The sequence below is a fragment of the Streptomyces sp. NPDC046727 genome (assembly GCF_040645635.1).
In the GTDB taxonomy this organism is placed as follows: domain Bacteria; phylum Actinomycetota; class Actinomycetes; order Streptomycetales; family Streptomycetaceae; genus Streptomyces.
Genome location: NZ_JBEYYR010000009.1, coordinates 233301 through 259544, shown reverse-complemented (window position 1 = coordinate 259544; position 26244 = coordinate 233301). Strand labels below are relative to the sequence as shown.

The 26244-nt window shown below is 72.8% G+C and carries 23 protein-coding genes; 9 read left to right on the top strand and 14 right to left on the bottom strand.

All coding sequences use genetic code 11. The annotated features are described in order from the left end of the window. The first annotated feature begins 230 nt into the window (after positions 1 to 230). Complete coding sequence (locus tag ABZ937_RS14450) at positions 231 to 1514, top strand: DNA sulfur modification protein DndB (protein ID WP_361690846.1); 1284 nt, start codon at positions 231 to 233, stop codon at positions 1512 to 1514. Positions 1515 to 2419: 905 nt separating this feature from the next. Here ABZ937_RS14450 and lysA read toward each other — a convergent pair. From lysA to ABZ937_RS14435, 3 genes are all read right to left on the bottom strand, one after another. Continuing rightward, a complete protein-coding gene (lysA, locus tag ABZ937_RS14445) occupies positions 2420 to 3745 on the bottom strand; it encodes a diaminopimelate decarboxylase (protein ID WP_361690843.1) in 1326 nt (441 codons plus the stop codon). A gap of 14 nt (positions 3746 to 3759) precedes the next feature. Continuing rightward, the gene (locus ABZ937_RS14440) at positions 3760 to 4098 is read right to left on the bottom strand and encodes an SAV_915 family protein (protein ID WP_361690840.1); all 339 of its coding nucleotides are present in this window, start codon (positions 4096 to 4098) and stop codon (positions 3760 to 3762) included. Between the two features lie 217 nt (positions 4099 to 4315). Continuing rightward, positions 4316 to 4705 carry a hypothetical protein gene (locus ABZ937_RS14435; RefSeq protein WP_361690836.1) on the bottom strand — a complete coding sequence of 130 codons (390 nt, stop codon included), beginning with the start codon at positions 4703 to 4705 and terminating at the stop codon, positions 4316 to 4318. Between the two features lie 179 nt (positions 4706 to 4884). On the opposite strand from ABZ937_RS14435, the gene ABZ937_RS14430 reads away from it, so the two are divergent. Beyond that, the gene (locus ABZ937_RS14430; RefSeq protein ID WP_361690833.1) at positions 4885 to 6951 is read left to right on the top strand and encodes an NAD(+) synthase; all 2067 of its coding nucleotides are present in this window, start codon (positions 4885 to 4887) and stop codon (positions 6949 to 6951) included. Between the two features lie 14 nt (positions 6952 to 6965). On the opposite strand, the gene ABZ937_RS14425 is transcribed toward ABZ937_RS14430, so the two are convergent. Then, positions 6966 to 7679: a TIGR03943 family protein gene (locus tag ABZ937_RS14425; protein WP_361690830.1), complete on the bottom strand. Its 714-nt coding sequence runs from the start codon at positions 7677 to 7679 to the stop codon at positions 6966 to 6968. Further along, the gene (locus ABZ937_RS14420) at positions 7676 to 8680 is read right to left on the bottom strand and encodes a permease (protein ID WP_361690915.1); all 1005 of its coding nucleotides are present in this window, start codon (positions 8678 to 8680) and stop codon (positions 7676 to 7678) included. Before ABZ937_RS14420 ends, ABZ937_RS14425 begins: the two co-directional genes overlap by 4 nt. Before the next feature lie 185 nt (positions 8681 to 8865). Between ABZ937_RS14420 and ABZ937_RS14415 the strand changes: the two genes are divergently transcribed. The 3 genes from ABZ937_RS14415 (at position 8866) to ABZ937_RS14405 (ending at position 12274) form a co-directional block, all read left to right on the top strand. Then, positions 8866 to 10677 (top strand): NAD(P)-binding protein, encoded by a 1812-nt coding sequence (locus tag ABZ937_RS14415; RefSeq protein ID WP_361690828.1) that lies wholly within the window; start codon positions 8866 to 8868, stop codon positions 10675 to 10677. A 291-nt stretch (positions 10678 to 10968) separates the two neighbouring features. Continuing rightward, positions 10969 to 11727, top strand: a complete 759-nt coding sequence (locus tag ABZ937_RS14410) for a GNAT family N-acetyltransferase (protein ID WP_361690825.1) — start codon at positions 10969 to 10971, stop codon at positions 11725 to 11727. Positions 11728 to 11893: 166 nt separating this feature from the next. Next, positions 11894 to 12274: a VOC family protein gene (locus ABZ937_RS14405; protein WP_361690822.1), complete on the top strand. Its 381-nt coding sequence runs from the start codon at positions 11894 to 11896 to the stop codon at positions 12272 to 12274. A 54-nt stretch (positions 12275 to 12328) separates the two neighbouring features. On the opposite strand, the gene ABZ937_RS14400 is transcribed toward ABZ937_RS14405, so the two are convergent. After that, positions 12329 to 14137, bottom strand: a complete 1809-nt coding sequence (locus tag ABZ937_RS14400) for a prolyl oligopeptidase family serine peptidase (RefSeq protein ID WP_361690819.1) — start codon at positions 14135 to 14137, stop codon at positions 12329 to 12331. Between the two features lie 83 nt (positions 14138 to 14220). Between ABZ937_RS14400 and ABZ937_RS14395 the strand changes: the two genes are divergently transcribed. Next, complete coding sequence (locus ABZ937_RS14395) at positions 14221 to 15087, top strand: class I SAM-dependent methyltransferase (RefSeq protein ID WP_361690816.1); 867 nt, start codon at positions 14221 to 14223, stop codon at positions 15085 to 15087. Between the two features lie 43 nt (positions 15088 to 15130). After that, positions 15131 to 15922 carry an SURF1 family protein gene (locus ABZ937_RS14390; protein ID WP_361690813.1) on the top strand — a complete coding sequence of 264 codons (792 nt, stop codon included), beginning with the start codon at positions 15131 to 15133 and terminating at the stop codon, positions 15920 to 15922. 52 nt (positions 15923 to 15974) lie between these two features. Here ABZ937_RS14390 and ABZ937_RS14385 read toward each other — a convergent pair whose 3' ends face one another. From ABZ937_RS14385 to ABZ937_RS14370, 4 genes are all read right to left on the bottom strand, one after another. Next, positions 15975 to 17063 carry a hypothetical protein gene (locus ABZ937_RS14385; RefSeq protein WP_361690810.1) on the bottom strand — a complete coding sequence of 363 codons (1089 nt, stop codon included), beginning with the start codon at positions 17061 to 17063 and terminating at the stop codon, positions 15975 to 15977. A 143-nt stretch (positions 17064 to 17206) separates the two neighbouring features. Next, positions 17207 to 17887, bottom strand: coding sequence for a SigE family RNA polymerase sigma factor (locus ABZ937_RS14380; protein WP_361690807.1), 681 nt, complete (start codon positions 17885 to 17887; stop codon positions 17207 to 17209). Between the two features lie 325 nt (positions 17888 to 18212). Next, a complete protein-coding gene (locus ABZ937_RS14375) occupies positions 18213 to 19280 on the bottom strand; it encodes an aspartate-semialdehyde dehydrogenase (protein ID WP_361690804.1) in 1068 nt (355 codons plus the stop codon). Then, positions 19280 to 20551, bottom strand: a complete 1272-nt coding sequence (locus ABZ937_RS14370) for an aspartate kinase (RefSeq protein WP_361690801.1) — start codon at positions 20549 to 20551, stop codon at positions 19280 to 19282. Before ABZ937_RS14370 ends, ABZ937_RS14375 begins: the two co-directional genes overlap by 1 nt. Before the next feature lie 193 nt (positions 20552 to 20744). On the opposite strand from ABZ937_RS14370, the gene ABZ937_RS14365 reads away from it, so the two are divergent. Further along, positions 20745 to 21470, top strand: a complete 726-nt coding sequence (locus tag ABZ937_RS14365) for a sulfite exporter TauE/SafE family protein (protein ID WP_361690798.1) — start codon at positions 20745 to 20747, stop codon at positions 21468 to 21470. A gap of 13 nt (positions 21471 to 21483) precedes the next feature. Here ABZ937_RS14365 and ABZ937_RS14360 read toward each other — a convergent pair whose 3' ends face one another. From ABZ937_RS14360 to ABZ937_RS14350, 3 genes are all read right to left on the bottom strand, one after another. After that, positions 21484 to 22146: a DUF5063 domain-containing protein gene (locus ABZ937_RS14360; RefSeq protein ID WP_361690795.1), complete on the bottom strand. Its 663-nt coding sequence runs from the start codon at positions 22144 to 22146 to the stop codon at positions 21484 to 21486. Then, the gene (gene recR, locus ABZ937_RS14355; protein WP_030342446.1) at positions 22139 to 22738 is read right to left on the bottom strand and encodes a recombination mediator RecR; all 600 of its coding nucleotides are present in this window, start codon (positions 22736 to 22738) and stop codon (positions 22139 to 22141) included. The genes ABZ937_RS14360 and recR overlap by 8 nt, the downstream gene beginning before the upstream one ends. A 73-nt stretch (positions 22739 to 22811) precedes the next feature. After that, positions 22812 to 23156 carry a YbaB/EbfC family nucleoid-associated protein gene (locus tag ABZ937_RS14350; RefSeq protein WP_361690912.1) on the bottom strand — a complete coding sequence of 115 codons (345 nt, stop codon included), beginning with the start codon at positions 23154 to 23156 and terminating at the stop codon, positions 22812 to 22814. A gap of 251 nt (positions 23157 to 23407) precedes the next feature. Here ABZ937_RS14350 and ABZ937_RS14345 point away from each other — a divergent pair, with 251 nt between their 5' ends. Next, positions 23408 to 24157, top strand: coding sequence for an SLATT domain-containing protein (locus ABZ937_RS14345; protein ID WP_361690792.1), 750 nt, complete (start codon positions 23408 to 23410; stop codon positions 24155 to 24157). Between the two features lie 15 nt (positions 24158 to 24172). Here ABZ937_RS14345 and ABZ937_RS14340 read toward each other — a convergent pair whose 3' ends face one another. Then, positions 24173 to 26164 carry a serine/threonine-protein kinase gene (locus ABZ937_RS14340; protein WP_361690909.1) on the bottom strand — a complete coding sequence of 664 codons (1992 nt, stop codon included), beginning with the start codon at positions 26162 to 26164 and terminating at the stop codon, positions 24173 to 24175. Between the last annotated feature and the right edge of the window lie 80 nt (positions 26165 to 26244).

Sequence of the window (26244 nt, the reverse complement as noted above, 5' to 3'; positions counted from 1 at the left end):
CTCGGCAGAGGCTTCAGACCAGTGAAACGCACAGTTCAGGCCCAGTCGGCGTCGGTGGGCTCGGGCGCCGGCCGACGCGGTCGCCGCATCCGCGACTATCAGATGAGTACGCGTCTTGTGCCCTAAACGCTTGATTAGAGCGACAATTTGATGATCAGTTGGATAAGTCGTCGTCCTCCGTGCTTGGGTGCGCTGTGTAGCAAGTCACCTGCCCGTGAAGGACATTGACCTTGAGCATCACTGTCGACTCGTCGCGCCTCTCGCTCGTGCGCGAGGAGTCCACCTATCTGGCGATCCGCACCAGCCAGGGCGGTCGGACCGTCTACACGACGCGCATCCCGCTCGCCGACCTCTCGGTCATCCTCACCATCCCCGACCCCGCCAAGCCGGATCCGGACAACCGCAAGGTGGACATCAACCACGCCAAGGGCTTCGGCCAGTACCTCGCGGACAACCCCGGCTGGGTGGCTCCGGCGCTCCTCATCCGCGACACCGGCAGCTGCCGCTTCGAGCCGATCAGCGAGGACGGCTCGGTGGGCTACCTCACCGTCCCCTGGTCCATCGGCGGTATCGGGCGCCTGATCACGATCGACGGCCAGCACCGCATCCTCGGGGTCCACCTGGAGAAGAAGCGCATCACGGACGAGGTCTCCCGCATCGACCGGGAGATCCTCCGCGCCAACGAGACCAAGAAGGCGAAGCTGGAGCAGGACCGCGAGGCTCTGATCGGCCGGATGCAGCGGCTCAAGGACGAGTTCGTCGGCATCGACATCTACGTGGAGCGCGACGGCGTCAAGGGCCAGCAGATGTTCGTCGACGTCGCGGACAACGCCAAGGGCATCTCCGGTGCCGTCCGGGCCCGTTTCGACACCTCGCGCATCGCCAACCGCACGCTCAGCGACATCGTCACCCACCCCCTCTTCCTGGGCAAGATCGACATCGAACGGGACCGGATGACCCTGGCCAACCGCAACCTGATGGGCGCCAAGCACGTCGCCGACATCACGCGGGCCGTCATCGCCGGCCCCGGTGGCCGCGTCAGCAAGAAGGTCGAGTCGCTGACCGACAACGAGGTCATCGAGAGCGTCCGCGGCTTCCTGGACGTCATCTCCGTCGCGTTCACCGCACTCGCGGAGATCACCGAGGAGGACGTGGACAACTACGACCCCTCGCTCTCCGAGAAGAGGAAGAACGAGCCGCCGGCGCCCCCCACCAACGCCATGAGGCTGCGCGAGTCCTCGCTCCTGGGCTCGGTGGGCATGCTCCGCGTCCTGGGCGGCGTCTATCGCAACCTGCGGGAGGACGGCGCCGAGGACGGTGACATCCAGGAGTTCTTCAAGCGGCTCGACCGGCACATGAGCGCCCCGGTCACCGAGGACAGCATCTGGCGTACCACGGCCGCGAACGAGGACTTCGAGCCGAACGCCTCCGCCCCGATCATGCGGCAGCAGAACGTCGTGCACCTCACCAAGGTGATCACGGACTGGTACAAGAAGGCCCCGGCCGCCATGTGATCTCCACCAGTGCGCGAAGGGTTCCCGGGTCGCGACCCCCTGTCCGTGGAAATCGATCCGCGCTCACCCGGGCCCCGGCAACCTCCGCGCCGCCCCGCTCGCCAGACCCATGGCCATCCGGCAGAGGTCCTTGTCCGGCGCCTCGCCTCGGACCACGATCGTCAGGGTCTCGGTCGTCTCGTGGTGTCGGTCGTCGGTGTACGTGCGTTGTGCCGCCCTCGCCCGGCACATGTCGGGGCCGTCCGCCTCCGGCTGGACGAGGGCCGGGCGGCCCTGGACGCGGGTCGGGATGCCGTCGGTGGCGGAGAGGGGCCGGCCGCGGTCGAAGGGGACGACGACGTCCAGGTGCGCTGACCGTCACGGTGACGTCGTCGCCGGCCGGCGCGAGCAGGCGCTCGCAGGTGCCGCTCTCCGGGGGCCCGTCCACGACGGTGACGGCGCCTTCCGTCCGCACCCGTGCCGTGGCCTTCGGGCTTCCTCGGTCGTGCAGGGGTCCGTGGCGCGGGTCAGGTGCGGCCGGGGACGCTCGGTGTCGGCGGCGTCCGTCAGGCGTGGCAGGAAGGGGACGGAGATCGTCGTCGCGGCTGCCAGTCCCGCCGCCGGCAGCCATGCGCGGCGGCGTTGCCACAGGGGCGGCCGGGGGCCGTGGGGTGGCGCGCCGGGGGCGGTGGGGTGAGCGGGGGCGGGCCCGCGCGGTTGCGCACGACGGTGATCTCGTGGCCCGCGTTGATCGCCTTGTTCACCGGCGTCGTACGTTCCCCGCCCTCGCTCGTGGCGATCTCGGTCTGCGTGCCGCTTCCCGTGGTGTCGGATGTCCTCGGCCGTCCGACGCAGGGCTCAACCGCCTTGCCCTCCCGGCGACTCGATCGCTGTCACCCGAACGGGCAAGGCGGAGTTCCGGAGGGTCACAGGCCCACGTCGCGGCTGCGGATGTCCGCCAGCGACTCGCGGCGGACCAGGAGCCGGGCGAGGCCGTCGCGTACGGCGACCACGGGCGGGCGGCCGACCAGGTTGTAGCCGGAGGCCATGGACAGGTGGTAGGCGCCGGCCACGGGTACGGCGAGCAGGTCACCGGGGCGTACGTCGGCCGGGAGGTCCACGCCGGCGGCCAGGACGTCGCCCGCCTCGCAGTGCCGGCCCACCACGGTCACCCGGGCGGGGGCCGCGGTGCTGTGCCGGCCGATCAGCCGGGGTGCGTACCGGACGCCGTACAGGGCCGGGCGCGGGTTGTCGCTCATGCCGCCGTCGACGGCCACGAACACGTGCTCGCCGGTGTGCTTGACGGACAGGACGCGGTAGACGGCGATGCCCGCCGGGCCGGCGATGGCCCTCCCCGGCTCGATGATCAGGCGCGGGGCCGGAAGGCCGGCCGTGGCGCAGGCGTCGGCGAGTTCGGCGCGGACCCTGCGGGCCAGCGCGGTGAGGTCCAGGGCCTCCTCGCCGGGGCGGTAGGCGATGCCGTGGCCGCCGCCGAGGTCGAGCTCGGGCAGGACCAGTCCGTGCTGCTCGTACAGCCGGGCCATCAGGCCGACCAGGCGGCGTACGGCGACGAGGTACGGCTTGACGCTGGTGATCTGCGAGCCCAGGTGGCAGTGCAGTCCGGTGAGTTCGAGCTGCGGCTGGTCGAGTACGCGGGCGATGGCGTGCTGGGCGTAGCCGTCGGCGATGGACATGCCGAACTTCTGGTCCTCGGTGCCGGTGCGGATCTTCTCGTGGCCGCCCGCGCTGATGCCGGGGACGACCCGGACCATGACCTTCTGGTGGCCGTCCGGGCCGACGGCGGCGGCCAGCCGGGCGATCTCGGCGGGGCTGTCGATGACGATGCGCCCGACACCGAGGCGCAGGGCGGTGTCCAGGTCGCGCGGGGACTTGGCGTTGCCGTGCAGCACGATCCGCTCGGGCGGAAAGCCGGTGGTGACGGCGAGTTCGAGTTCCCCGGCGGAGCAGACGTCGAGCCCGAGGCCCTCCTCGTCCATCCAGCGGGCCATCGCCCGGCACAGGAACGCCTTGGCCGCGTACAGGACTTTGGCGTCGGGGAAGGCGCCCCGGTAGGTGCGGCAGCGGTCGCGGACCTCGGCCTCGTCCAGGACGTAGACGGGGGTGCCGAAGCGGTCGGCGACCTCGGCGAGCGGGACGCCGCCCACCGCGAGGTCGCCGTGCGGGGATCCGGTGGTGGAGGCGGGCCACACCGACAGGCCGGCCGCAGTGGTGGGTTCGTGAACCGTGGTCATCGTGGCTGCCTCCCTCAGGCGGTCCGCAGCGCGGGGATCTCGTGCGTGACCGGGGCGACCGGCGCGGGAGCCGGGGCGGTGAACTGCGGGTCCACCGTGACGGTGGCGATGCCGAGCGGAGCGGTCAGCGCGCGCAGCGCGGGCTCGGCGAGCCGGATCCAGGGCTGGCCGGGGCCGAGGGTGGCGGTCAGCCGGCGCGGGGAGGTGAAGCCGACGGCGGTGCGCTCGCCGAGCGGGGTACGGAAGAGCCGGGCCGCACACCCGGAGGTGCCCGGCCGGACCGGGACGTACAGGGGTCCGGCCGGGAACCGATCGGAGGGCTCGGGGTCGTCGCCGTAGCGGAGTTCTGCCATGGGGGTGCCTCCCGGAAGGCAGGAAGGAGTGGTCTGGGACGCCCCGGCGGCGGGGAGGCGGGCCGGGGCTCGCGTCGACGTTATGCCCGGTGCCCCCGGCCGCCGGACCCGCCCTGACGGGATGCTGACGGCGAGCCGGGCGACCTTGACGGGACGCTGACGGGCCTGGCGGGAGGGCGTGGGTGAGCGTGCCCGTCCTACGGCCTTGACCGGTCTCCTACGAGCCCCGCCGCACGACGGCGACCACACCGGAGACGGCGGCGGTCGCGGCCAGGCCGCCGACCAGGACCAGGCCCACGCCGATCGCGAAGAGGCCGCTGGAGTCGTCCGACCAGTCGTAGGCGGCGGCGACCGCCAGGCCGGCCGGGGTGCCGAGGACCGCGCTCGCCGTGTGGCGGCGGGCCGCGGCCCAGCACACCGGGACCAGCAGGGTCAGGACCAGCCCGATCACCTGCCATGCCGCGTAGGGGCCGGTCGTCGTGCCGTCCGGCCGCACGTCCCGCTGCTGGTCCCAGCCCAGCCAGGCGGCCCAGGCCGTCACGGCGGCCGCCGCCGACGCGAGGAGCGGCAGCGTCCGGAGAACGGGGTTCAGGAGTCCTTGGCTCATGTCCCCCACCCTGTCGCCGCGCGGCGGCACCGGACAGAGCGCGCGTACTCAGGTACGCCCGAGTACACACGGCCGGGTCCGGGGCGGTGCGGGGCCGGGATCTAGGCTTCTTCCAGGAGGAGATTCGCTTCGTCTCCGTGCGGTCGTCGAAGAAGGGGCGTCTGTGCGGTCCGTCGAACATGAAGGAAGCCCCGTTGAACTTCTGGTCGCTCTATCAGCACGGCTTCGCGCGCATCGCCGCGTGCACGGGCCACACCGTCATCGCCGACCCGCACGCCAACGCCGAAGCGGTCCTGCGCCAGGCGCGCCGGTGCGCGGACGAGGGAGTCGCCGTCGCCGTCTTCCCCGAGCTGGGCCTGTGCGGCTACTCGATCGAGGACCTGCTGCTCCAGGACGCGCTGCTCGACCAGATCGAGGCGGCGCTGAGGACGCTCGTGGCCGGGTCCGCGGAGCTGCTGCCGGTGCTCGTCGTCGGCGCCCCGCTGCGCCACCGCCACCGCGTCTACAACTGCGCGGTGATCATCCACCGCGGCCGGGTCCTCGGCGTCGTACCGAAGTCGTACCCGCCGAACTACCGGGAGTTCTACGAGCGCCGGCAGATCGCCGACGGCCACGACGAGCGGGGCGGGACCATCCGCGTCGCGGGCGCCGAGGTGCCGTTCGGCGTGGATCTGCTGTTCGCCGCCGAGGACGTGCCCGGTCTCGTGCTGCACACCGAGATCTGCGAGGACATGTGGGTGCCGGTGCCGCCGAGCGCCGAGGCCGCCCTCGCCGGGGCGACCGTGCTGGTCAACCTCTCGGGCAGCCCGATCACCGTCGGCCGGGCCGAGGACCGCAGGCTGCTGTGCCGCTCGGCGTCCGCGCGCTGCCTCGCCGCGTACGTCTACGCGGCGGCCGGCCTCGGCGAGTCGACCACCGACCTGTCCTGGGACGGGCAGACCATGATCTACGAGAACGGGGTGCTGCTCGCCGAGACCGAGCGCTTCCCGCTCGGCGACCAGTACGCGGTGGCCGACGTCGACCTCGACCTGCTGCGGCAGGAGCGGCACCGGATGGGTACGTTCGACGACAACCGCCGCGCCCACGGCATGCGGACCGGCGACTTCCGGACGGTCTCGTTCGAGCTGGACCCGCCGGTCACCGACCTCGGGCTGCGGCGGCGCATCGAGCGCTTCCCGTTCGTGCCCGCCGACCCCGAGCGGCTCGCCCTGGACTGCTACGAGGCCTACAACATCCAGGTCGCCGGGCTGCAGCAGCGGCTCGCGGCGATCGGCGGACCCAAGGTCGTCATCGGGGTGTCCGGCGGGCTCGACTCCACGCACGCGCTGATCGTCGCCGCCCGGGCGATGGACCGCGCGGGCCGGCCGCGCAGCGACATCCTGGCCTTCACCCTGCCCGGCTTCGCCACCAGCGACCACACCAAGGACAACGCCCACCGGCTGATGCGCGCGCTCGGCGTCACCGCCGCCGAGCTGGACATCACGCCGACCGCGCGGCTGATGCTGAAGGAGATCGACCACCCGTTCGCCGCCGGCGAGCCGGTGTACGACATCACCTTCGAGAACGTCCAGGCCGGCCTGCGCACCGACTACCTGTTCCGGCTGGCCAACCAGCGCGGCGGCATCGTCCTCGGCACCGGCGACCTCTCCGAGCTGGCGCTCGGCTGGTCCACGTACGGCGTCGGCGACCAGATGAGCCACTACAACGTCAACTCCGGGGTGCCGAAGACCCTGATCCAACACCTGATCCGCTGGGTCATCAGCAGCGGGCAGTTCGACGACGAGACCGGCAAGATCCTGGCCGCGATCCTGGACACCGAGATCAGCCCGGAGCTGGTCCCGGGCGAGGAGATGCAGTCCACCGAGTCGAAGATCGGCCCGTACGCGCTGCACGACTTCACTCTCTTCCAGGTGCTGCGCCACGGCTTGAGGCCGTCGAAGATCGCCTTCCTGGCCTGGCACGCCTGGCACGACCGGGAGGCCGGCGCCTGGCCGCCCGGCTTCCCCGAGGCCAAGCGGGTGGCGTACGACCTGGCCGAGATCCGGCACTGGCTGGAGGTGTTCTGCCGCCGCTTCTTCGCGTTCTCCCAGTTCAAGCGCTCGGCCATGCCGAACGGCCCGAAGGTCTCGGCCGGCGGCTCCCTCTCCCCGCGCGGCGACTGGCGCGCCCCGTCGGACGGCAACGCGGAGGTGTGGCTGCGGGACCTGGAGCGCTTCGACTTCGACAGCGCGGCCGCCGGCCGGTAGTCCGCGGTACCGGCTCAGTTGTTCCAGGTCTCGTCGTACGGGTCGTGCGGCACCGGGACCGGCCGCGCCGAGGTGACCCGCAGATAGGGGATCGGGCCGTTGTTGACCGGGTCGCGGGCCAGCCGGGAGGTGGCGGTGCCCGTCACCTCCAGCCAGGCGTCGGGCCGCAGCACCGGCGGCAGCTGTCCGGTCAGCGCGATCTTCACCGGCTGGGCGTCGGCGGCGCAGCAGTTGAGGGCCATGCGGACCAGGTAGGGCCGGCCGCCGTGGTCCAGGGCGAGGAAGCCGGTGACCCGGACGGTACGGCCGTCCAGGGAGCGGCCGTGGCCGTAGGCCGCGCGGGAGGCGTAGTCGACCACGGAGAGCGGGACCGGGTCACCGGCGGGCAGCGGGCCGAGGGCGTACGGCTTCTGCAGCGCCGTACCGGAGCGCAGGGCGCTGTACGAGCCGAGGGCGGGCGGGGCGATGAGGATGAGGGCGAGCAGGGGGAGCAGCAGGAGCCAGGAGATACGGGGCTCGGGGTGGGAGTGCCCGGAGTTCCCGGTGCCTCTGCGCTTGCGTTCGTACCAGGCCGTGGCCAGGGCCGCCGCGATCAGGACCGCGCCCGAGAGCAGCAGCAGCGGGCGCAGCTCCGCCTTCACATAGCGCAGCGCGAGATCGGTGGCGCCCGCGTGCAGCAGGGCCCCGCCGAGCAGGAACAGCACGGCCGCCTGGGCCTGACGGTTCACAGGAGCACCGCCCCGGTCAGTACGGCGCCCGTGATCGCCAGCGCGAAGGTGGCGGGCGCGAACCGGAGCGCGAAGCCACGGCCGAAGGTGCCGGCCTGCATCGCGAACAGCTTGAGGTCGATCATCGGGCCCACCACCAGGAACACCAGCTTGGCCGTCGGGGAGAACTGGGTGAGGGAGGCCGCGACGAACGCGTCCGCCTCCGAGCAGATGGACAGCAGGACGGCCAGCACGGCCAGGGCGAGCACCGAGACCAGCGGGATGCCCGCCGCCGTGCCCAGCCAGCCGGCCGGGACCGCCGCCTTCAGCGTGGCCGCGGCCATCGCGCCGAGCACCAGGAACCCGCCGGCGTGCATGATGTCGTGCCGCACCGCACCCCAGAACGCCTCCCCCTTCGTGGCGCCCTCGTGCGCGCCGTGGGCCGGCGGGCGCAGCCAGTCCGTACGGCCCAGCCGCTGCCACAGCCAGCCCATCGCGCAGGCCACCAGCAGGCTCGCCGCGAACCGGGCCAGGACCATCTCCGGCCGCCCGGGGAAGGCGACGGCGGTGGCGGTCAGCACCACCGGGTTGATCGCGGGCGCGGAGAGCAGGAAGGCGAGGGCGGCGGCGGGGGTCACGCCCCTGCGGACCAAGGCGCCCGCCACCGGCACGGACGCGCACTCGCAGCCCGGCAGCACCGCGCCCGCGACCCCCGCCACGGGCACGGCGAGAGCGGGCCGGCGCGGCAGGGCGCGCGCGAAGAAGGACGCCGGGACGAACACCGCGATCGCCGCCGACAGCAGCACGCCGAGCGCCAGGAACGGCAGCGCCTGGACGGTCACCGCCACGAACACCGTCATCCAGCTCTGCATCGCCGGGGTGCCGAGGAACCCGCGGATCGGGGACTGGGCGAGCACGGCCAGGAGCAGCGTCAGCGTCAGCACCAGCGGGGAGTTGAGCCGCCGGACCGGCGGGGCCCCGGGCTGCTGGGTGTCCGTGCCGGACGGGGCGTCTTCGATGATGGCCACGGGCGGTTACCTCCGGCTGCTGCTCTCCCTCCCCTTCCGTACGCGGCCCCGGGCGCGGGCGTTCAGCCCTTTGCGTTCCCTTGCATCCCCTTGCTGGAACCACACATCTCCTTGGGGCACTCTTTCCCCTTGTGGCGAGCGTTCCGTATCAAGGGGGGCCGGGAGTCCCGCCGGCGCACATGGTGGTGTGCGGTGACGACGGGCTCGCGCACCGGCTGGCCGCCGAGTTGCGCGGGGTCTACGGCGAGCAGGTCACCCTCGTCGTACCGCCGAACGGCCTCACCGCCCGGCCCCCGGTGGTCGGCCGGGCCCGCGCCGCGTCGGCGGCGCTGTTCGACCGCGTGGTCAGTGCCGCGGTGGGCACGGTCGGCCGGACCGGCCCGCCGACGACCGTGCAACGAGTCGACGGTGAAGGCGTGCTGGAGGCCGCCGAGCCGACGGAGACCGTGCTCGCCGAGGCCGGGGTGGCCCGGGCCGCCGCGCTGGCACTCGTGTACGACGACGACGAGACCAACATCCGGGCCGCGCTGACCGCCCGCCGGCTCAACCCCCGGCTGCGGCTCGTCCTCCGGCTCTACAACCGGCGCCTGGGTCAGCACATCGAGGAACTCCTCGACCAGGCCGCCGCGTTGGCCGCCGGGGACGACGACAGCCCGGGGGCCGTTGTCGAGGCCTCCACGACCGTGCTGTCCGACGCCGACACCGCCGCGCCCGCGCTGGCCGCCACCGCCGTCGCGGGCACCAGCCGGGTCGTCCAGACCGAGGGGCTGCTGCTGCGGGCCGTGGAACGCCCGCTGACCGCGGACGGCTCCGGCACCGGCACCGGGCTGTGCACCCTCGCCCTGCTGTCCGGCGGCGACCCGGACGGCGGCGGTGAGCAGCAGCCGCGCCTGCTCCCCGACGACGAGGAGGTACGACAGGCCGCCGGACGGCAGGCCGTGGTGCTGGAGCACGTCTCCGCCACGCCCGGCACGGATCCCCCCGCGCCCGGCCGCGGCATCAGCGGGATCACCGGCATACCGTCGCTCACCTCCCTCTTCTCCCGCCGGCTGCGCTGGTCCCTGGCCGGTCTGGTCGGCTGCGTGGTCGGACTCGCGGTCGCCCTGTGGCTGGTGACCGGCATCCATCCGCTGCGGGCCTGCTACATCACCCTCCTGGACCTGTTCGCGATCGACGACCCGGCCCTCAAGGAACCCCTCGGCCGTCAGCTCCTCCAACTCCTCTCCGCACTCGTCGGGTTGCTGCTCCTGCCGGTGCTGCTGGCCGCCGCGCTGGAGGCGTTCGGCACCTTCCGCACGGCCTCGGCCCTGCGCAAACCGCCTCGCGGCCTGAGCGGGCACGTGGTGCTGCTCGGGCTCGGCAAGATCGGCACCCGCGTGCTGACCCGGCTGAGGGAGCTGAACATCCCCGTGGTGTGCGTCGAGTCCGACCCGGAGGCCCGGGGACTCGCCACGGCCCGCCGGCTGCGGGTGCCGGTGGTGCTGGGGGACGTCACCCAGGAGGGCGTCCTGGAGGCCGCCCAGATCCACCGGGCCCAGACACTCCTCGCGGTGACCAGCGCCGACACCACCAACCTGGAGGCCGTACTGTACGGGCGGACCCTGCGCCCCGACCTCCGCGTCGTCCTGCGCCTCTACGACGACGACTTCGCCACCGCCGTGTACCGCACCCTCCGGGCCGCCTACCCGCGGGCGCTGACCCGGAGCCGCAGCGTCACCCACCTGGCCGCCCCCGCGTTCGCCGGCGCGATGCTGGGACGCCAGGTGCTCGGCGCTGTCGCCGTGGAACGCCGGGTGCTGCTGTTCGCCGCGGTCGACGTCGACGGTCACCCCCAGCTGGAGGGCCGCACCGTCCGGGACGCCTTCCACACCGGAGCCTGGCGCGCCCTGGCCCTCCTGGGCCGCAGCGACACGACGTCCGACCACGTCCTGTCGAAAGGGGACCGCGTGGTGGTCGCGGCCACGCGCAGAGGCCTGGCGGAACTGCGCTGACCCGGCGCCGGAGTACAGCCTCCGGAAAACACGTTGCCGGCCCCCGCCGGTCATGGAACAGTGACCGTGCTCTGCGACCTGGCAGAGGAACTCACGGTGAGGAACGAAAGCCAATGATTCCGGCGTCCACAAGCGGCCGCCGCCGGCGCTGAGCGCCGCGCAGGACTCACGCTTCCGCACGGCGGCCCCACGATGCGGTGCCTGACGCACCGCCACTCCTTCCTGCCCCGAACTCATCGAGACCGAGTTCGTCAGGGGCGCGTTCCGAGACTTCGTGAGGTCACACCCACCATGGACATGCAGGTCCAGAGCTTTGCCGTCGCCAACCTCCGCCGCCGGCCCGTCGTCGCCGAGATCGGCGGTTTCGTCGCCGGCTTCTCCCCCGAAACCGACAGCCCCTACCTCAACTACGCGACCCCGCTGCCCGGAGCCGAGCCGACCGAGCGGGACGTCACCGCGCTGATCGGGGCCTTCCGGGAGCGTGGGCTGCTGCCGCGGCTGGAGTTCGCGCCGGAGGCCGCGCCCGCTGTGGCACCGGCTCTGAGGGCGTCGGGCTTCGAGACCGAGGCGGTGCACGAGTACCTCGTCTGCACCCCGGACCGACTGACCATCCCCCGGTCCGCCGACACCCCGGCCGTTCGGACCCCGGCGACCGACGAGGAGTACGCCGAGCTGGACGCCGCGCTCGCCGAGGCGTTCGGCGGTGTCTTCGCCTCCTCCGCGGAAGGCGCGGCCCGGCTGCGGCGCACCCAGCAGGGCGGCGGGGCGGTGCGCTTCGTCCGTGCCCCGGAAGGCGGCTGCGCCGGTGGCGCCTCCTGCTCCGCGCCGGCCGAGGACACCGCCGAACTGTCCGGCGTCGGCACCCGCCCGGCCCACCGCGGCCGTGGCATCGCCGCCGCGGTGACCGCCGAGGTGACCGCCGCGATGTTCGCGCGAGGGGTCGGATCGGTCTGGCTGGAGTACTCCGGCGAGGGCTCCCGCCGCGTGTACGAACGCGTCGGCTACCGCCCCCGGGGCACCCGCCTCTACGTATCGCTGCCCCACCGCTGATCCCGCGCACCATGGGCCGCCGTCCCGGTCGACGGCGGCTCAGGGCGTGGTGTCCGTGGCCGTGTAGGACACGGGGACGGTCGGGCGCGCTGTCACACTTTCCCCTCCTCGCGCGTCAGCCGTAGTGACCCGCGCATGCGGGCCGAGGCGACGTGAGGAGAGCGGGATGTTGAAGAGGCTGATGTATGTGACGGTCTATGTGAGCGACCAGGACCGGGCCCTGGCGTTCTACACGGAGGGGCTCGGGCTGGAGAAGCGGGTCGACTACACGGGGCCTGACGGGCGGTTCCTGACCGTCGCGGCGGGGGATGACCCGGTCGAGATCATCCTGTGGCCCGGTGAGCCGGGGCAGGGGCCGGCGGGCGATGTGCCGGGGCCGGTCTTCCTGGAGTCGGATGATCTGGTCGAGGAATTCAAGGTGCTGCGGTCGCGTGGTGTCGAGTTCGACCAGCCCGAGCCGGTTCCTTACCCCTTCGGCGTCCGCGCCACGGCGTTCGATCCTGACGGCAACCGGATCGAGCTGCGTCAGCGGGGCGGCGGCAGCTGACCATCGGGCGGCGTACCGCCGGAGCCCTCGCGGGTCCGGCGGTACGGCGGGCGCTCAGCCGGCGGCCAGGTGACGGGCCGCGAAGTCCAGTTCCAGGCGTACCTGCTTGATGCGTTCGTCGACGACCAGGGAGCCGTGTCCCGCGTCGTACCGGTACACCTCGTGGACCGCGCCGCGGGATTCCAGTCTCTTGACGTAGTTGTCGATCTGGCGGATCGGGCAGCGGGGGTCGTTGACGCCCGCCGAGATGTAGACCGGGGCCTTGACCTGGTCCACGTACGTGAGCGGGGAGGACGCCTCGAAGCGGTCCGGGACCTCCTCCGGGGTGCCGCCCAGCAGGGTGCGGTCCATGGCCTTCAGGGACTCCATCTCGTCGTGGTACGCCGTGACGTAGTCCGCGACGGGCACCACCGCGATGCCCAGGGCCCAGGCCTCCGGCTGGGTGCCGACGCCGAGCAGGGTGAGGTAGCCGCCCCAGGAGGCGCCGGTGAGGATCAGGCGGGCGGGGTCGGCGAGGCCGGAGGTGACCGCCCACTCGCGGACGGCCGCCACGTCCTCCAGCTCGATCAGGCCGACCCGGTGCTTGAGGGCGTCCGTCCAGGCGCGGCCGTAGCCGGTGGAGCCGCGGTAGTTGATGCGGACCACCGCGTAGCCGTGGTCGACCCAGGCCGCCGGGCCCGCCGCGAAGGAGTCGCTGTCGTGCCAGGTCGGGCCGCCGTGCAGGTCGAACACGGTGGGGAGGGGGCCCGTCGCGCCCGCCGGCTTCTGGATCAGGGCGTGGATACGGCCGCCGGGGCCCTCCACCCAGGCGTCCTCCACGGACACCGACGGCGGGCAGGCCATGCCGGGCGGGTCCAGCACCACTCCGCCGGTCGTGGAGCGCACCGCCGGGGGCTCGGCGGCCGACGACCACAGGTACTCCACGCTGCCGTCGGGGCGGGCCGTCGCACCGGAGACCGTGCCGGGCGGGGTGGGGATGGGGGTCAGCTCGCGGGCCCCCAGGTCGTACCGGAACAGCTCGCTGCGGGCCTCGAAGCCGTGGACGACGAGGAGGGCGGAGCCGTCCGGGTACCACTCGGCGGCGACGTCACCGGGGAGGTCCAGGGCCAGGTCCGTCTCCTCGCCCGTCGCCACGTCCCACACCAGGGGCTCCCAGCGGCCCCGGCGCTGATGGCCGATGAGGAGGCGGGTGTCGCCGTCCACGGGAGCGAAGCCGAGGACCTCCAGGCCCAGCTCCTCGGTGCCGCCCTTGGTGTCGTCCAGCTCGGCGACGGTCGTGCCGTCCGGGCGGAGCACCCGCAGGGCGGCGTGCATGGCGTCGCCGTGCTCGGTGTGCTCGACGGCGATCAGGGAGCCGTCGTGCGCGAGGTCGCCGACGCCCGCCGACTCGCGGTGCCGGTAGATCTCCACCGGGTCCGCGCCCTGGCGGGCCAGGTGGATCGTCGTGCCGTCCTCGTCCGTGGAGCGGCCGACGACCGCCGTGCGGCCGTCGCGGGACAGGGCCAGGCCGGCCGGGTAGGACGGGTCGAGGCCGGGCACGGCCGGCTCGTCCGGGCCGCCCGCGAAGGGCTGGCGGCGCCAGATGCCGAACTCGTCGCCGTCCTTGTCGTCGAACCACCAGATCCACGCGCCGTCCGGGGAGAGCATGCCGTCCGTCGTGCCGTTCGGCCGGTCCGTCGCCTGCCGCTGCTCGCCCGTCGCGCGGTCCCAGGCGTACAGCTCGTACGTCCCCGTCGCGTTCGACACGAACAGGGAGCGGTCCGGTGCGTCCTCCGCCCAGTCGGGCAGCGACACCCGCGGCGCGCGGAAGCGCTTCTCCCAGTCCGGCATGTCCGGTGTATCCGGCGTCCTGTTCTCACTCATGGCCCCAGTCATGCGCCCATACTGCCTGGCCGCGCCGACAATTGGGTGGCGGGTGTGCGCAGCCTGTGGATAACTTCCGGACCATGAGCGTTTCCACCCCTTCTCCGTCGGCTCCTGACGGCTGGCGCGAGGACAACCGCGCCATGTGGGACGAGCGGGTGCCCGTCCATGTCGCCGGCTCCTTCTACGACCTCGACGGCTTCCGCACCCGCCGGGACGACCTGCGGGACTTCGAGAAGGCGGAGGTCGGGGACGTCACCGGCAAGTCGCTGCTGCACCTCCAGTGCCACATCGGCACCGACACCCTGTCCTGGGCGCACCACGGCGCCGCCCGCGTCGTCGGCCTCGACTTCTCGGCCCCCGCCGTGGAGGCGGCCCGCGCCCTCGCGGCCGACCTCGGCTACGGCCCGGAGCGGGCGGCCTTCGTCACCAGCGACGTGTACGACGCGGCCGGGGCCGTGCCCGAACCGTCGTACGACATCGTCTACACCGGCCTCGGCGCGCTGTGCTGGCTGCCGGACCTGCGGCGCTGGGCGGAGACGGCCGCGTCGCTCGTCGCGCCGGGCGGCTTCCTGTACCTCGCCGAGTTCCATCCGATCACCGAGTCCCTGGACGACGAGACCGGCACCCGGGTCGTGCGCGACTACTTCTCCCGGGACGCGCACGTGTACGAGGAACCGGGCACCTACGCCGACCTGGGCGCCGTCACCGTCCACAACCGCAGCGTGGAGTGGCAGCACACGCTCGGGGACGTGGTCTCCGCGCTCGCCGCGACGGGGCTGCGCGTCGAGTTCCTGCACGAGCACGACGTGTCCCTCTTCCCGCGCTTCGGGAACTTCGAGGTGCGGGACGGCTACCACCGCTTCCCGGCGGACCATCCGCGCATCCCGCTGATCTACTCCCTCAAGGCGAGCAAGGCGAGCAAGGCGGACACGGCGAGCAAGAACTGACCCGCGGGCGGGCCTCCGGGCCGGGCGCCGTACCGTGGAGGGCGTGTACCGGTTTCTGCTGACACCCCGCTGGTGGGGCATCAACGTCTTCGTGCTGCTCGCCATCCCCTTCTGCGTCTTCATGGGGTCGTGGCAGCTGAGCCGGTTCGAGGGCCGGGTGCAGGATCACCGTGCCGCGACCGAGCAGGCCGCCACCGGCCGGGACGAGGCCGCGCGCCCGCTGGACTCGATGCTGCCCGTCGACAAGAGCACGTCGGGACGGCGGGTCACCGCGACCGGCCGGTACGGCAAGCAGCTGCTGGTGCCTGGGCGGGAACTGGACGGCAGGCGCGGGTACTACGTCCTGACCCTGCTGCGCACCGACTCCGGGAAGGCGCTGCCCGTGGTGCGGGGGTGGCTGCCGGGTACGGCGAACGCGGCCAAGGCTCCCGCGCCGCCGGCCGGTGAGGTCACCGTCACCGGCGCGCTGCAGGCGTCCGAGACACCGGGGAGCAACGGTGCCGGCGCGCAGGGCGGGCTGCCGGCCGGGCAGACGGCGGCGATCAGTTCGGCGACGCTGGTGAACCTGGTGCCGTACCGGCTGTACGACGCGTGGGTCACCCTGGACAAGGGCGACTCGGGGATGACGGCCGTGCCCGCGACCGCGCCCGACGGTACGGGGCTGGACCTGAAGGCGTTCCAGAACCTCGGTTACACCGGCGAGTGGTTCGTGTTCGCGGGGTTCGTGGTGTTCATGTGGTTCCGGCTGCTGCGGCGGGAGATCGAGTTCCAGCGGGACGCCGCGCTGGGCCTGGTGCCGGAGGGGCCGGAGCAGGAACCGGTTCCGGCCGGCTGACCCGCACGGGCGCCGGCCGGGGCCGCGTGCACCGCGGCCCCGTGGCGGAGCGCTACGCCCCCGCCAGCAGCCCCGTGTAGATGACCGTTCCCGCGCACGCTCCCGTGACGGTCGCCGTCGTCGCCGGGGCGCCGCCCTGCGCCGTGTGGGTCACCGCGACGCTGCCGTCGGCCGTGCCGTCCTCCGTGACCAGCTGGGTGGTCGTGCCCGCCGAGGCGCTGCCGGTGTCGGTCGAGGTGCCGGAGGCGCCCGCGTCGGGGGTGGGCGTCGGGTCCGGCGTCGTGCCGCCCGTGTCGGTGCCGCCCGTGCTGCTGTCGCCGCCGGTGGTGGGGCAGGTCTCCGAGGGCACGAAGGCGAACTGCTCCTGGTAGGCCGCGCCGGGCGGGAGGGTCAGCGTGGCGACCTCCTGGGACGGGTCGGGGAGCTGGGGCGCGGCGTCCCCGGCCACATGGCGGGCGCCGCTGATCTTGGCCGGGTCGGCCGCGCCCTGGGCCGTGGGCGTGACGCTGCCCGGGCCGTTGACCATGCAGGCGGTGCCCGAGGTGTTGGTGACGCGGAAGGTGCCGTAGACGACGCCCGCCGAGTCGGGGGCGTTCACCGTGCCGGTGGCGGAGCCCAGCTGGGCCGCCGTGCACACCGGGATGCCCGAGGCCGTCGTGGCGGCGGGGTCGGCGCCGCCGGTGGAGCTGCCGCCGCTGCTGTCCTTCTTGTCCTTCTCGCCGGGCTTCTCGGGGTCCTTGCCGGGCTTGACCGACGTGCTGGGGGCGTCCTTGTCCTTGCCGCCCTTGTCGGTGCTCTTGCCCTTGTCCTGGCCGGTGCCGCCCTGGGCCTGGGAGGACTGGCCGGCCATGGCGGTGTTGGGGTCGGAGCCGCCGGCGTGCGAGACGTGTACGAGGGCGGGGATCGCGGTGCCGATGAAGAGGGCCGCCGCGGCCATGCCGACCACCGCCTGCCGCTTGCGGGCGCGGCGCGCGGGGACGGCCCGGCGCAGGTGCGTCAGGGTGCCGGTGCGCGGCTCGATGTCGTCGACCGCCGAGTGCAGCAGGCTGCGCAGGGCCAGCTCGTCCGGGTCGAGCCCGTCGATCCCGTCGATACCCGGGCCGAGCCCCTCGGGGCCCTTGTCGTCGGGGCCGTGGTTCACAGTTCCGTTCCCAGCGTGCGATGGCGTGTGCTCTTGCCCGTTCCGCTCTGTCGGCTCGTGCCAGGCGTAGGGCTCGTGACGTTCATGGGAGTGGCGCTCATGGGAGTGACTGTCATGGGAATCGCCCCCTTCGGCGTGGTCGCTCATGCCGGCTGCTCCATGGCCACCCGCAGCGCGGCGATGCCCCGCGAGCCGTACGCCTTCACCGAGCCGAGGGATATGCCGAGCGTCTCGGCGACCTGGGCCTCGGTCATGTCCGCGAAGTAGCGCAGCACGAGGACCTCGCGCTGGCGGCGCTGCAGACCCTTCATCGCCTTGATGAGGTCGCGGCGCTCCAGCGAGTCGTAGGCGCCCTCCTCCGCGCTCGCCATGTCGGGCATCGGCTTGGAGAGGAGCTTCAGGCCGAGGATGCGCCGGCGCAGCGTGGACCGGGAGAGGTTGACGACCGTCTGCCGCAGGTAGGCGAGGGTCTTCTCGGGGTCGCGGACGCGTTTGCGGGCGGAGTGGACGCGGATGAAGGCCTCCTGGACGACGTCCTCGCAGGAGGCGGTGTCGTCGAGGAGGAGCGCGGCGAGGCCGAGCAGCGAGCGGTAGTGCGCCCGGTAGGTCTCGGTGAGGTGGTCGACGGTGGTGCCGGCGGCCTCGGTGGCCACGGCACCCGCGGGCTCGTCGACGCCGTCACGCTGACTGGGGATGCGGGCGGGCCGCGCTGCGGGCATGGGCGCGATCACCGGCATGCCGCCGGACGTGCGGGGCCGGAGCGCCGCGCGGGGCCGCAGGGCCGTACCGCCGCGGGCCACACTGAGTTCGAGTACCTCTGCCACGCCAGTTGGACACGTTTCCCCCCTCGGGGGTTGTACGTGCCGGGCGTCACATGTGCGACCGACGGTGCTTCAAATGCCGTCATGCGTCCCGCTCTTCCGTTATGTCCCATTTGAACGGGCGTCCCCACGCCCCGATCACGGCGTCCCCACGCCAGGATCATCACGTCCTCAGGTCCCGTAAGGGTGACCGCAAAGACGCTCCCCGCCTCCGTACGGTTGCGGAAGGCGGGGAGAGAAATCCTCTGCCGCCAGGAGGGAATGGTTCAAGTGGATTGGACCATGCTCCCGGCCACAGTTCTTACGCAGATCCTACAAAGTTCAACGGCTACCCGGAGGCGGACGTCTCCGCCGCGATCAGCTCCGCGATCTGCGCGCAGTTCAGCGCGGCGCCCTTGCGCAGGTTGTCGCCGCACACGAAGAGTTCGAGCGCGGTCGGATCGTCCAGGGCGCGCCGCACCCGGCCGACCCAGGTCGGATCGGTGCCGACCACGTCGGCGGGGGTGGGGTACTCGCCCGCGGCAGGATCGTCGCACAGCACCACGCCCGGCGCGGTGGCGAGGATCTCGCGGGCGCCGTCGACACCGACCTCGCGCTGGAAGCGGGCGTGGACGGTCAGCGAGTGCGTGGTGACCACCGGCACCCGCACACAGGTCACGGCGACCGGCAGCTGCGGCAGACCGAGGATCTTCCGGGACTCGTCGCGGACCTTCATCTCCTCCGACGACCAGCCGTCCTGACGCAGCGACCCGGCCCACGGGACGACGTTCAGCGCGACCGGCTCCGGGAACGGCCCGGTGTCGTCCCCGACGGCCCGCCGCACGTCCCCGGGCTTGGTGCCCAGCTCGGTGCCGGCCACCAGGGACAGCTGGGCCCGCAGCGTCTCCACCCCGGCCCGCCCGGCCCCGCTCACCGCCTGGTACGACGACACCACCAGCTCGCGCAGCCCGAACTCGGCGTGCAGCGCGCCCAGGGCGACGATCATCGTCAGGGTCGTGCAGTTGGGGTTGGCGACGATCCCGCGCGGGCGGGTCCGCACCGCGTGCGGATTGACCTCGGGCACGACGAGCGGCACGTCCGGGTCCATCCGGAAGGCGCCGGAGTTGTCGACCACGACCGCGCCGCGCGCGGCGGCGACCGGCGCCCACTCGGCGGCGACCTCGTCGGGGACGTCGAACAGCGCGATGTCGACCCCGGCGAAGGCGTCCTCCGTCAGGGCCGTCACCTCGACCTCCTCCCCGCGCACGGCCAGCTTGCGGCCGGCCGAGCGAGGAGAGGCGATCAGACGGATCTCGCCCCAGATGTCCGCGCGCTGGGACAGGATCTGGAGCATGACCGCGCCGACGGCCCCGGTCGCTCCCACGACCGCGAGCGTCGGCTTCCCGGTCGGCGCCATCAGCGGCCCGTGCCTCCGTAGACGACGGCCTCGTCGCTGTCGGAGTCGAGCCCGAAGGCGGTGTGCACGGCGCGGACGGCCTCCGGCACGTCGTCGGCGCGGGTGACGACCGAGATGCGGATCTCGGAGGTGGAGATCAGCTCGATGTTCACGCCCGCGTCGCTCAGCGCCTCGAAGAAGGCGGCGGTGACGCCCGGGTTGGTCTTCATGCCGGCGCCGACCAGGGAGATCTTGCCGATCTGGTCGTCGTAGCGCAGCGAGTCGAAGCCGATGCCCGGCTTGTTCTTCTCCAGCGCGTCGATGGCCTTGCGGCCCTCGGTCTTCGGCAGCGTGAAGGAGATGTCCGTCAGGCCGGTGGAGGCGGCGGACACGTTCTGCACGACCATGTCGATGTTGATCTCGGCATCCGCGATGGTCCGGAAGATCGCGGCGGCCTCACCAGGCTTGTCCGGCACACCGACGACCGTGATCTTGGCCTCGGAGGTGTCGTGCGCGACACCGGAGATGATGGCCTGCTCCACCTTCTGGTCCCCAATCGGCTCACTGCTGACCCACGTGCCCTGCAGCCCGCTGAAGGAGGAGCGGACGTGGATCGGGATGTTGTAGCGGCGGGCGTACTCCACACAGCGGTGGAGCAGCACCTTGGACCCGGACGAGGCCAGCTCCAGCATGTCCTCGAAGGAGATCCAGTCGATCTTCTTCGCCTTCTTCACCACACGCGGGTCGGCGGTGAACACGCCGTCGACGTCGGTGTAGATCTCGCAGACCTCGGCGTCGAGCGCGGCGGCGAGCGCCACGGCCGTCGTGTCGGAACCGCCACGGCCCAGCGTGGTGATGTCCTTCTTGTCGGCGCTCACACCCTGGAAACCGGCGACGATCGCGATGTTGCCCTTGTCGAGCGAGTCACGGATCCGCCCGGGCGTGACGTCGATGATCCGGGCCTTGTTGTGGACCGAGTCGGTGATGACGCCTGCCTGGCTGCCCGTGAAGGACTGGGCCTCGTGGCCCAGGTTTTTGATCGCCATCGCCAGCAGGGCCATGGAGATCCGCTCCCCGGCGGTCAGCAGCATGTCGAATTCGCGCCCCGCAGGCATCGGGGATACCTGCTCGGCGAGATCGATCAGCTCGTCCGTCGTGTCGCCCATCGCGGAAACGACGACGACAACCTGGTTGCCGTTCTTCTTCGCTTCCACGATCCGCTTGGCGACGCGCTTGATGCCTTCGGCATCGGCTACGGAGGAGCCTCCGTACTTCTGCACGACAAGGCCCACGTGCGCTCCTCGCTCGGTTCGTTTGTGTCGGCTCAGTCTAACGAGCGTCCGAATCCCACCACCCGGCTCCCGCATGGTGAGACATCGGCGCTTCGTTCCGGAGGGGCTCTTGCCCAGCGCCCCGGAGCCCACGCGGAAAGTGCCCCGGGTCACAACGAGCACCGCTAGCGTCCCTCCGCGAGGGGGGCATGACATGACCGAAGTGCTGCTGGCGGGGATCGTCCTGCTCGGCGGATGCGTGCAGTGGCTGACCGGGATGGGCTTCGCCCTGGTCGCCGTACCGGCCCTGGTGCTGCTGCTCGGCCCGGCCGACGGGGTGGTGCTCGCCAACTGCGCCGCCGGCGCCATCAGCGTCGTGGGTCTGGCGGGCGGCTGGCGGCGGGTGCGGCCGGCCGCGATGGTGCCGCTGTGCCTGGCCGCGGCCTGCACGGTACCGGCGGGCGCCTGGCTGACCCGCCGGCTGCCGCACCCGGTCCTGCTGCTGGTGATGGGCGGCCTGGTGACGGCTGCCGTCCTGCTGGTGATGCGCGGCGCCCGGGTCGTCGCCCTGCGCGGCGGCAAGGGCGCGGTGACCGCCGGGGCGCTGGGCGGCTTCATGAACGCGGCGGCGGGCGTGGGCGGCCCGCCGGTGTCGCTGTACGCCCTCAACGCCGGCTGGACGGTGCGGGAGTTCGTCCCCAACGCCCAGTTCTACGGCGTGTTCGTCAACGTCTTCTCCGTCGCCGCGAACGGGCTGCCCCGGCTGACCGGCCCGCAGTGGACCGCGGCCGCCTCGGCGATGGCGGTGGGCGCGCTGCTCGGCCGCGCGATCGCCGCCCGCACCCCCGAGCACCGGGCCCGGCACCTGGTCCTCCTGCTGGCGCTGGCGGGCGGCGGCACGGCGATGACGAAGGGGCTGTGGGGGCTGTGGGCCGGCTGAGCGCCGGCCCGGCCTACTCGCCCCGCCGGATCCCCAGCGGGGCGCCGATCTCCTGGGCCATCACCCGGCCCGCCTCGAACTCCAGGGTCTCGTCGCCCATGGTGGTCTGGTCGGTGTCGAGGCCGTCCAGCTCCTCCAGGGGCTGGTTGAGACGGACGTGGATGAGGACGGACTGCAGGGCGCGCAGCACCGCCGAGGCGGTCGGGCCCCAGTTGGAGAAGTACGAGAACTGCCACCACCACAGCGCCTCGGTGGTGCGGCCCGCGCGGTAGTGGGCCATGCCGTGCCGGAGGTCGGTGATGATGTCGGCGAGGTCGTCGGAGATCCGGGCCGGCACCGGGGCCTTGCGGGGCTCGTACGGGTCGAAGACCTCGGAGTAGACGTCGACGGGGTCCAGCAGCCGGGCGAAGTTCTCCCGCAGCCCGTCCACGTCCGGCTCCGGGCCCGGGTCGGGCTCGTAGCGCTCGTCGGGGACGATGTCCTCGTGGGCGCCCAGCCGGCCGCCGGCCAGCAGGAGCTGGGAGACCTCAAGGAGGAGGAAGGGGACCGTCGAGCCGGGCTCGTCGCCCCTCGCCACCTCCGTGACGGCCACCAGGAAGCTCTCGACCTGGTCCGCGATCTGGACCGCGAAGTCGTCCGGGTTCCGACCGGTCGCGTGCAGCGTGGCGTCAGACATCTAGGAGTCGTCTCCCCTCGAAGGCGCGGCCGAGGGTGACCTCGTCCGCGTATTCCAGGTCGCCACCCACCGGGAGGCCGCTGGCCAGGCGGGTGACCTTCAGGCCCATGGGCTTGATCATGCGGGCGAGGTACGTCGCTGTCGCCTCGCCTTCCAGATTCGGATCCGTGGCCAGGATCAGTTCCGTGACCGTCCCGTCGGCCAACCGCGCGAGAAGTTCTCGTATACGCAGGTCGTCAGGACCCACACCCTCGATCGGGCTGATCGCGCCCCCGAGCACGTGGTAGCGGCCCCGGAACTCGCGGGTTCGCTCGATCGCGACGACGTCCTTCGGTTCCTCCACCACGCAGATGACGGAGGGGTCGCGGCGCGGGTCGCGGCAGATGCCGCACAGCTCCTCCTGCGCGACATTGCCGCACGTCGCGCAGAAGCGGACCTTCGCCTTCACCTCCAGGAGAGCCTGCGCGAGCCGCTTCACGTCCGTCGGCTCGGCCTGCAGGATGTGGAAGGCGATCCGCTGCGCGCTCTTGGGACCGACGCCGGGCAGCCGCCCCAGCTCGTCGATGAGGTCCTGGACCACGCCTTCGTACAACGGACTGCCCTTCCTGGAGACCTTTCGGTACGTACGGTAGTTGGCTTCCGCCTTCACCCGGAAGGCGGAGGCGTCAGAACGGCAGGCCCGGGATGCCGCTGCCGCCGCCCAGCCCCTGGGCCAGCGGGCCGAGCTTCTGCTGCTGGAGCGCCTGCGCGTTCTCGTTGGCCGCGTGGACGGCCGCGACGATCAGGTCGGCGAGGGTCTCGGTGTCCTCGGGGTCCACCGCCTTCGGGTCGATCCGCAGCGCGCGCAGCTCACCGGAGCCGGTGACGGTGGCCTTCACCAGGCCGCCGCCCGCCTGCCCGTCGACCTCCGTGTTCGCCAGTTCCTCCTGCGCCCGCTGCAGGTCCTGCTGCATCTTCTGGGCCTGCTGGAGCAACTGCTGCATATTGGGCTGGCCACCACCGGGAAACACGATCAGCTCCTCTACGTCCTTCTCCTTGGGCACGAGCCTACGTGGTCGACGCCCCCATCGCCCCGCCACTCTTTCGAGTGAGAAGTTCGGCAGTCCTATACCTGATCAAGGCCCTCTTCCGGGCGGAAAAACTGGGAAAGCTCCCTCTCCGCCACCCATTGGGCGGTAGGAAGGGGGCCGCGCGCCGACGTGGAATGTCACGCAAAGTGACCGGTCGTGAGCAGTGATCAGTGATCAGTAGGGAGTGCCGGGTGGGTCAGCCGGAGATGCAGCCCGAGGGTCCGCCTCAGGACGGGCGGGGCGAGGGTGCGGCCGGGCTGCGGCCGGGCGATCTGATCGGACGGGCCTTCCCGCTCGGGGACTGGGGGGAGCCCGCCGAGCGGCTGGACGAGCTGTACCGGTGGGTGGAGCGCCGGGCGCTGGAGACGGCCGCCTGGTATCTGCGGGACCGGGTCTGGAAGCGGCGCGGGGCGCGCGTGCTGCGGGTCGGGGCGGCGTCCGGGGCCGTGGCGGGGGCGGCGCTGCCGCTGCTGGACCTGACCGGGGTGGCCGGCGGGGTGGCGCCCTGGGGTTGTCTGGCGCTGCTGCTGGCGGCCGCCTGTGCCGGCATCGACCGGTTCTTCGGGTTCACATCGGGGTGGATAAGGGACGTGGCCACCGCGCAGGCGGTGCAGCGGCGGCTGCAGGCGTTGCAGTTCGACTGGGCGTCGGAGAGCGTGCGGGAGGTGCTGGGGCCGGCGGAGGGCACGGCGAGCGAGGCGGCCGAGCGGTGCCTGTCGGTGCTGCGGCGCTTCTCGGAGGATGTCACGGAGCTGGTCCGCACGGAGACGACGGACTGGATGGTGGAATTCCGCACGGGCTCGGCACCGCTCGGGATCCAGACCGCGGTGGCGTCGGTGCCGCGGCAGGAGGCCGGGGGCTCCGGGGGCCGCTTTCCTCTGCCACCGGCGAACGGGAGCCGCCCGAACATGCCGCGGCAGAGGCCACCGGAGCCCCGATAGGCTCCATGAGCCGCGTCACCCCTTGTCGTACGTGAGGCTCTCCCCGCCGCTCGCCTTCGCCCGCTTCAGCCGCCCGTCCGGCAGCAGGGTGACCTGGGTGGCCTCGCCCGGGGTGCAGGAGGTGGCGGGTTCACCGGTGGTGACGGTGGACGGCCCGATCTCCAACGGCCCGCTGCCGCCGGGCTGTGCGGTGAGCTTCGCCTCGAAGACACAGTGGTACGAGCCGCCGCCGTCGGCCGGTCCGTCCGCGACCAGCGTCAGCACGGTGTCCCCCACCTCGCCCTGCCGGATGGTCAGTTCGCGGGTGTTGGATCCTTCGGCGTTGTCGATGGTCGTCCGCCAGGTGCCCAGGTAGCCGTCGGGTATCGCCCCGGCGGTGGAGGCGGACGGGGAGGGCGCCGAGCTGGTCGGGGTGGGCGAGCCGGAGCCGTCCGGCGTCCCGGAGGTGGCGGTGGGCGGCGGACTGACCGCGCCGTCGCCCTTGTCGTCGGTCCCGTTGCCGTTCCTCATCATCGCGTACACCGAGCCGCCCGCGCCCAGCGCGACGACCAGCGCGATCACGACGAGCAGCGCGGTGGACCTGCCGTTGCGCCGCTCCGGCTCCGCCGGCACGGCGACGGTCGGCGGCCCGTACGGCGGGGTGGACCCGAGCCCGCCCCCGGCATAGGGGTTGTACGGCTGCTGCCCCGCGCCCCAGACGCCGGGGCCCGCCTGCTGCGGATAGCCGTAGGCGACGGGCTGCGGAGGCTGCTGTGGGTGTTGGTACTGCTGGGGGTGCGGAGTCCCGTAGGCCGGCGCCGCGCCGAACCCGGGTGGTGCCGGCGGCGGGGCGGGCGGCGGAGCCTGCCCGGAGACCACGGTGGGCAGATGATTGACGGCGCCGCCCGACCCTCCGTCGGACACAGCGGCATGCTCGGGCGAACCACCGACACCAGCGGCGGGCACTGTGCCCCTGGCGTCGTCCGCACTCGCGCCCGCCGACGGCGCCTGCCCCCCATCGGGGCCGCCCGCCTCCGTCGACGCCGGCCGCACGGGTGGTGCCAGGGGGAACCCCTCCGCCGTCGCAGTCCCCGCGCCCCCCTCCGGGTTCTCCACCTCCAGCAGCTGCACGGCATGCCGCCCCAGCTGGGCGACCAGCGAACTCGGCAGCCAGGGGTCCCGGGACCGCCCCCCGACCACGGTGTCCTCCACGCCGGTCCGCTCCAGGATCGCGTCCAGCGAAGGCCGCGCCCCCGGATCCTTGCGGAGGCAGTCCCGCACCAGGTCGGCGATGCCCTCCGGCACCCCGGTGAGATCCGGCTCCTCCTGGGCGATCCGGAACATCAGCGCGTGCACACCGCTGTTGGCGGTCCCGAAGGGCAGCGCCCCGGTCGCCGCGTAGGCGAGCACGGACCCCAGGCAGAACACGTCGCACGCCGGCGTGATCCGATCGCCCCGCACCTGCTCGGGCGCCATGAACCCGGGCGACCCGACGAGCGACCCGGTCCGGGTGAGCCCCTCGCCGCCGGCGGTCGCCGTCTCCCGTGCGCGCGCGATCCCGAAGTCGATGACGCGCGGGCCGTCGATGGTCACCAGCACGTTCGACGGCTTGAGATCCCGGTGCACGATGCCGGCCGCGTGGATGTCGCGCAGCGCCTGCGCGAGCCCCGCCGCCAGGATCCGGACCGACCGCTCGGGCAGTGCCCCGTGGTCGTGCCCGACGACCTGCTGCAGGCTCGGCCCGGCCACGTACCCGGTCGCCACCCAGGGCACGGCCGCCTCGGTGTCCGCGTCGAGCACGGGCGCGGTCCAGTACCCGCCGACCCGCCGCGCGGCCTGCACCTCCTGCCGGAACCGCGCCCGGAACTCCTCCTGCTCGGCCAGTTCCTCGCGGACGAGCTTCACGGCGACGGTCCGGCCCCGGTCCGACCGGGCCAGATACACCTGCCCCATGCCGCCCGCGCCGAGCCGCGCCAGCAGCCGGTACGCCCCGATACGCTGAGGATCCCCCGGTCCCAGCTTCTCCATCCCCGCGCCGCCCTTCCCCCCATAGGTCTGCAACGACCGAGAATAGTGCGCCGGTACGACAGCGGGCCCGGGCCGGCGTC

Coding starts and splice junctions, on each gene's coding strand:
- lysA (WP_361690843.1), bottom strand. CDS start 3,745: ATGACCACGGTTCACGAACCCACCACTGCGGCCGGCCTGTCGGTGTGG.
- ABZ937_RS14440 (WP_361690840.1), bottom strand. CDS start 4,098: ATGGCAGAACTCCGCTACGGCGACGACCCCGAGCCCTCCGATCGGTTC.
- ABZ937_RS14435 (WP_361690836.1), bottom strand. CDS start 4,705: ATGAGCCAAGGACTCCTGAACCCCGTTCTCCGGACGCTGCCGCTCCTC.
- ABZ937_RS14430 (WP_361690833.1), top strand. CDS start 4,885: ATGAAGGAAGCCCCGTTGAACTTCTGGTCGCTCTATCAGCACGGCTTC.
- ABZ937_RS14415 (WP_361690828.1), top strand. CDS start 8,866: ATGGTGGTGTGCGGTGACGACGGGCTCGCGCACCGGCTGGCCGCCGAG.
- ABZ937_RS14410 (WP_361690825.1), top strand. CDS start 10,969: ATGGACATGCAGGTCCAGAGCTTTGCCGTCGCCAACCTCCGCCGCCGG.
- ABZ937_RS14405 (WP_361690822.1), top strand. CDS start 11,894: ATGTTGAAGAGGCTGATGTATGTGACGGTCTATGTGAGCGACCAGGAC.
- ABZ937_RS14400 (WP_361690819.1), bottom strand. CDS start 14,137: ATGAGTGAGAACAGGACGCCGGATACACCGGACATGCCGGACTGGGAG.
- ABZ937_RS14395 (WP_361690816.1), top strand. CDS start 14,221: ATGAGCGTTTCCACCCCTTCTCCGTCGGCTCCTGACGGCTGGCGCGAG.
- ABZ937_RS14375 (WP_361690804.1), bottom strand. CDS start 19,280: ATGGCGCCGACCGGGAAGCCGACGCTCGCGGTCGTGGGAGCGACCGGG.
- ABZ937_RS14365 (WP_361690798.1), top strand. CDS start 20,745: ATGACCGAAGTGCTGCTGGCGGGGATCGTCCTGCTCGGCGGATGCGTG.
- ABZ937_RS14360 (WP_361690795.1), bottom strand. CDS start 22,146: ATGTCTGACGCCACGCTGCACGCGACCGGTCGGAACCCGGACGACTTC.
- ABZ937_RS14340 (WP_361690909.1), bottom strand. CDS start 26,164: ATGGAGAAGCTGGGACCGGGGGATCCTCAGCGTATCGGGGCGTACCGG.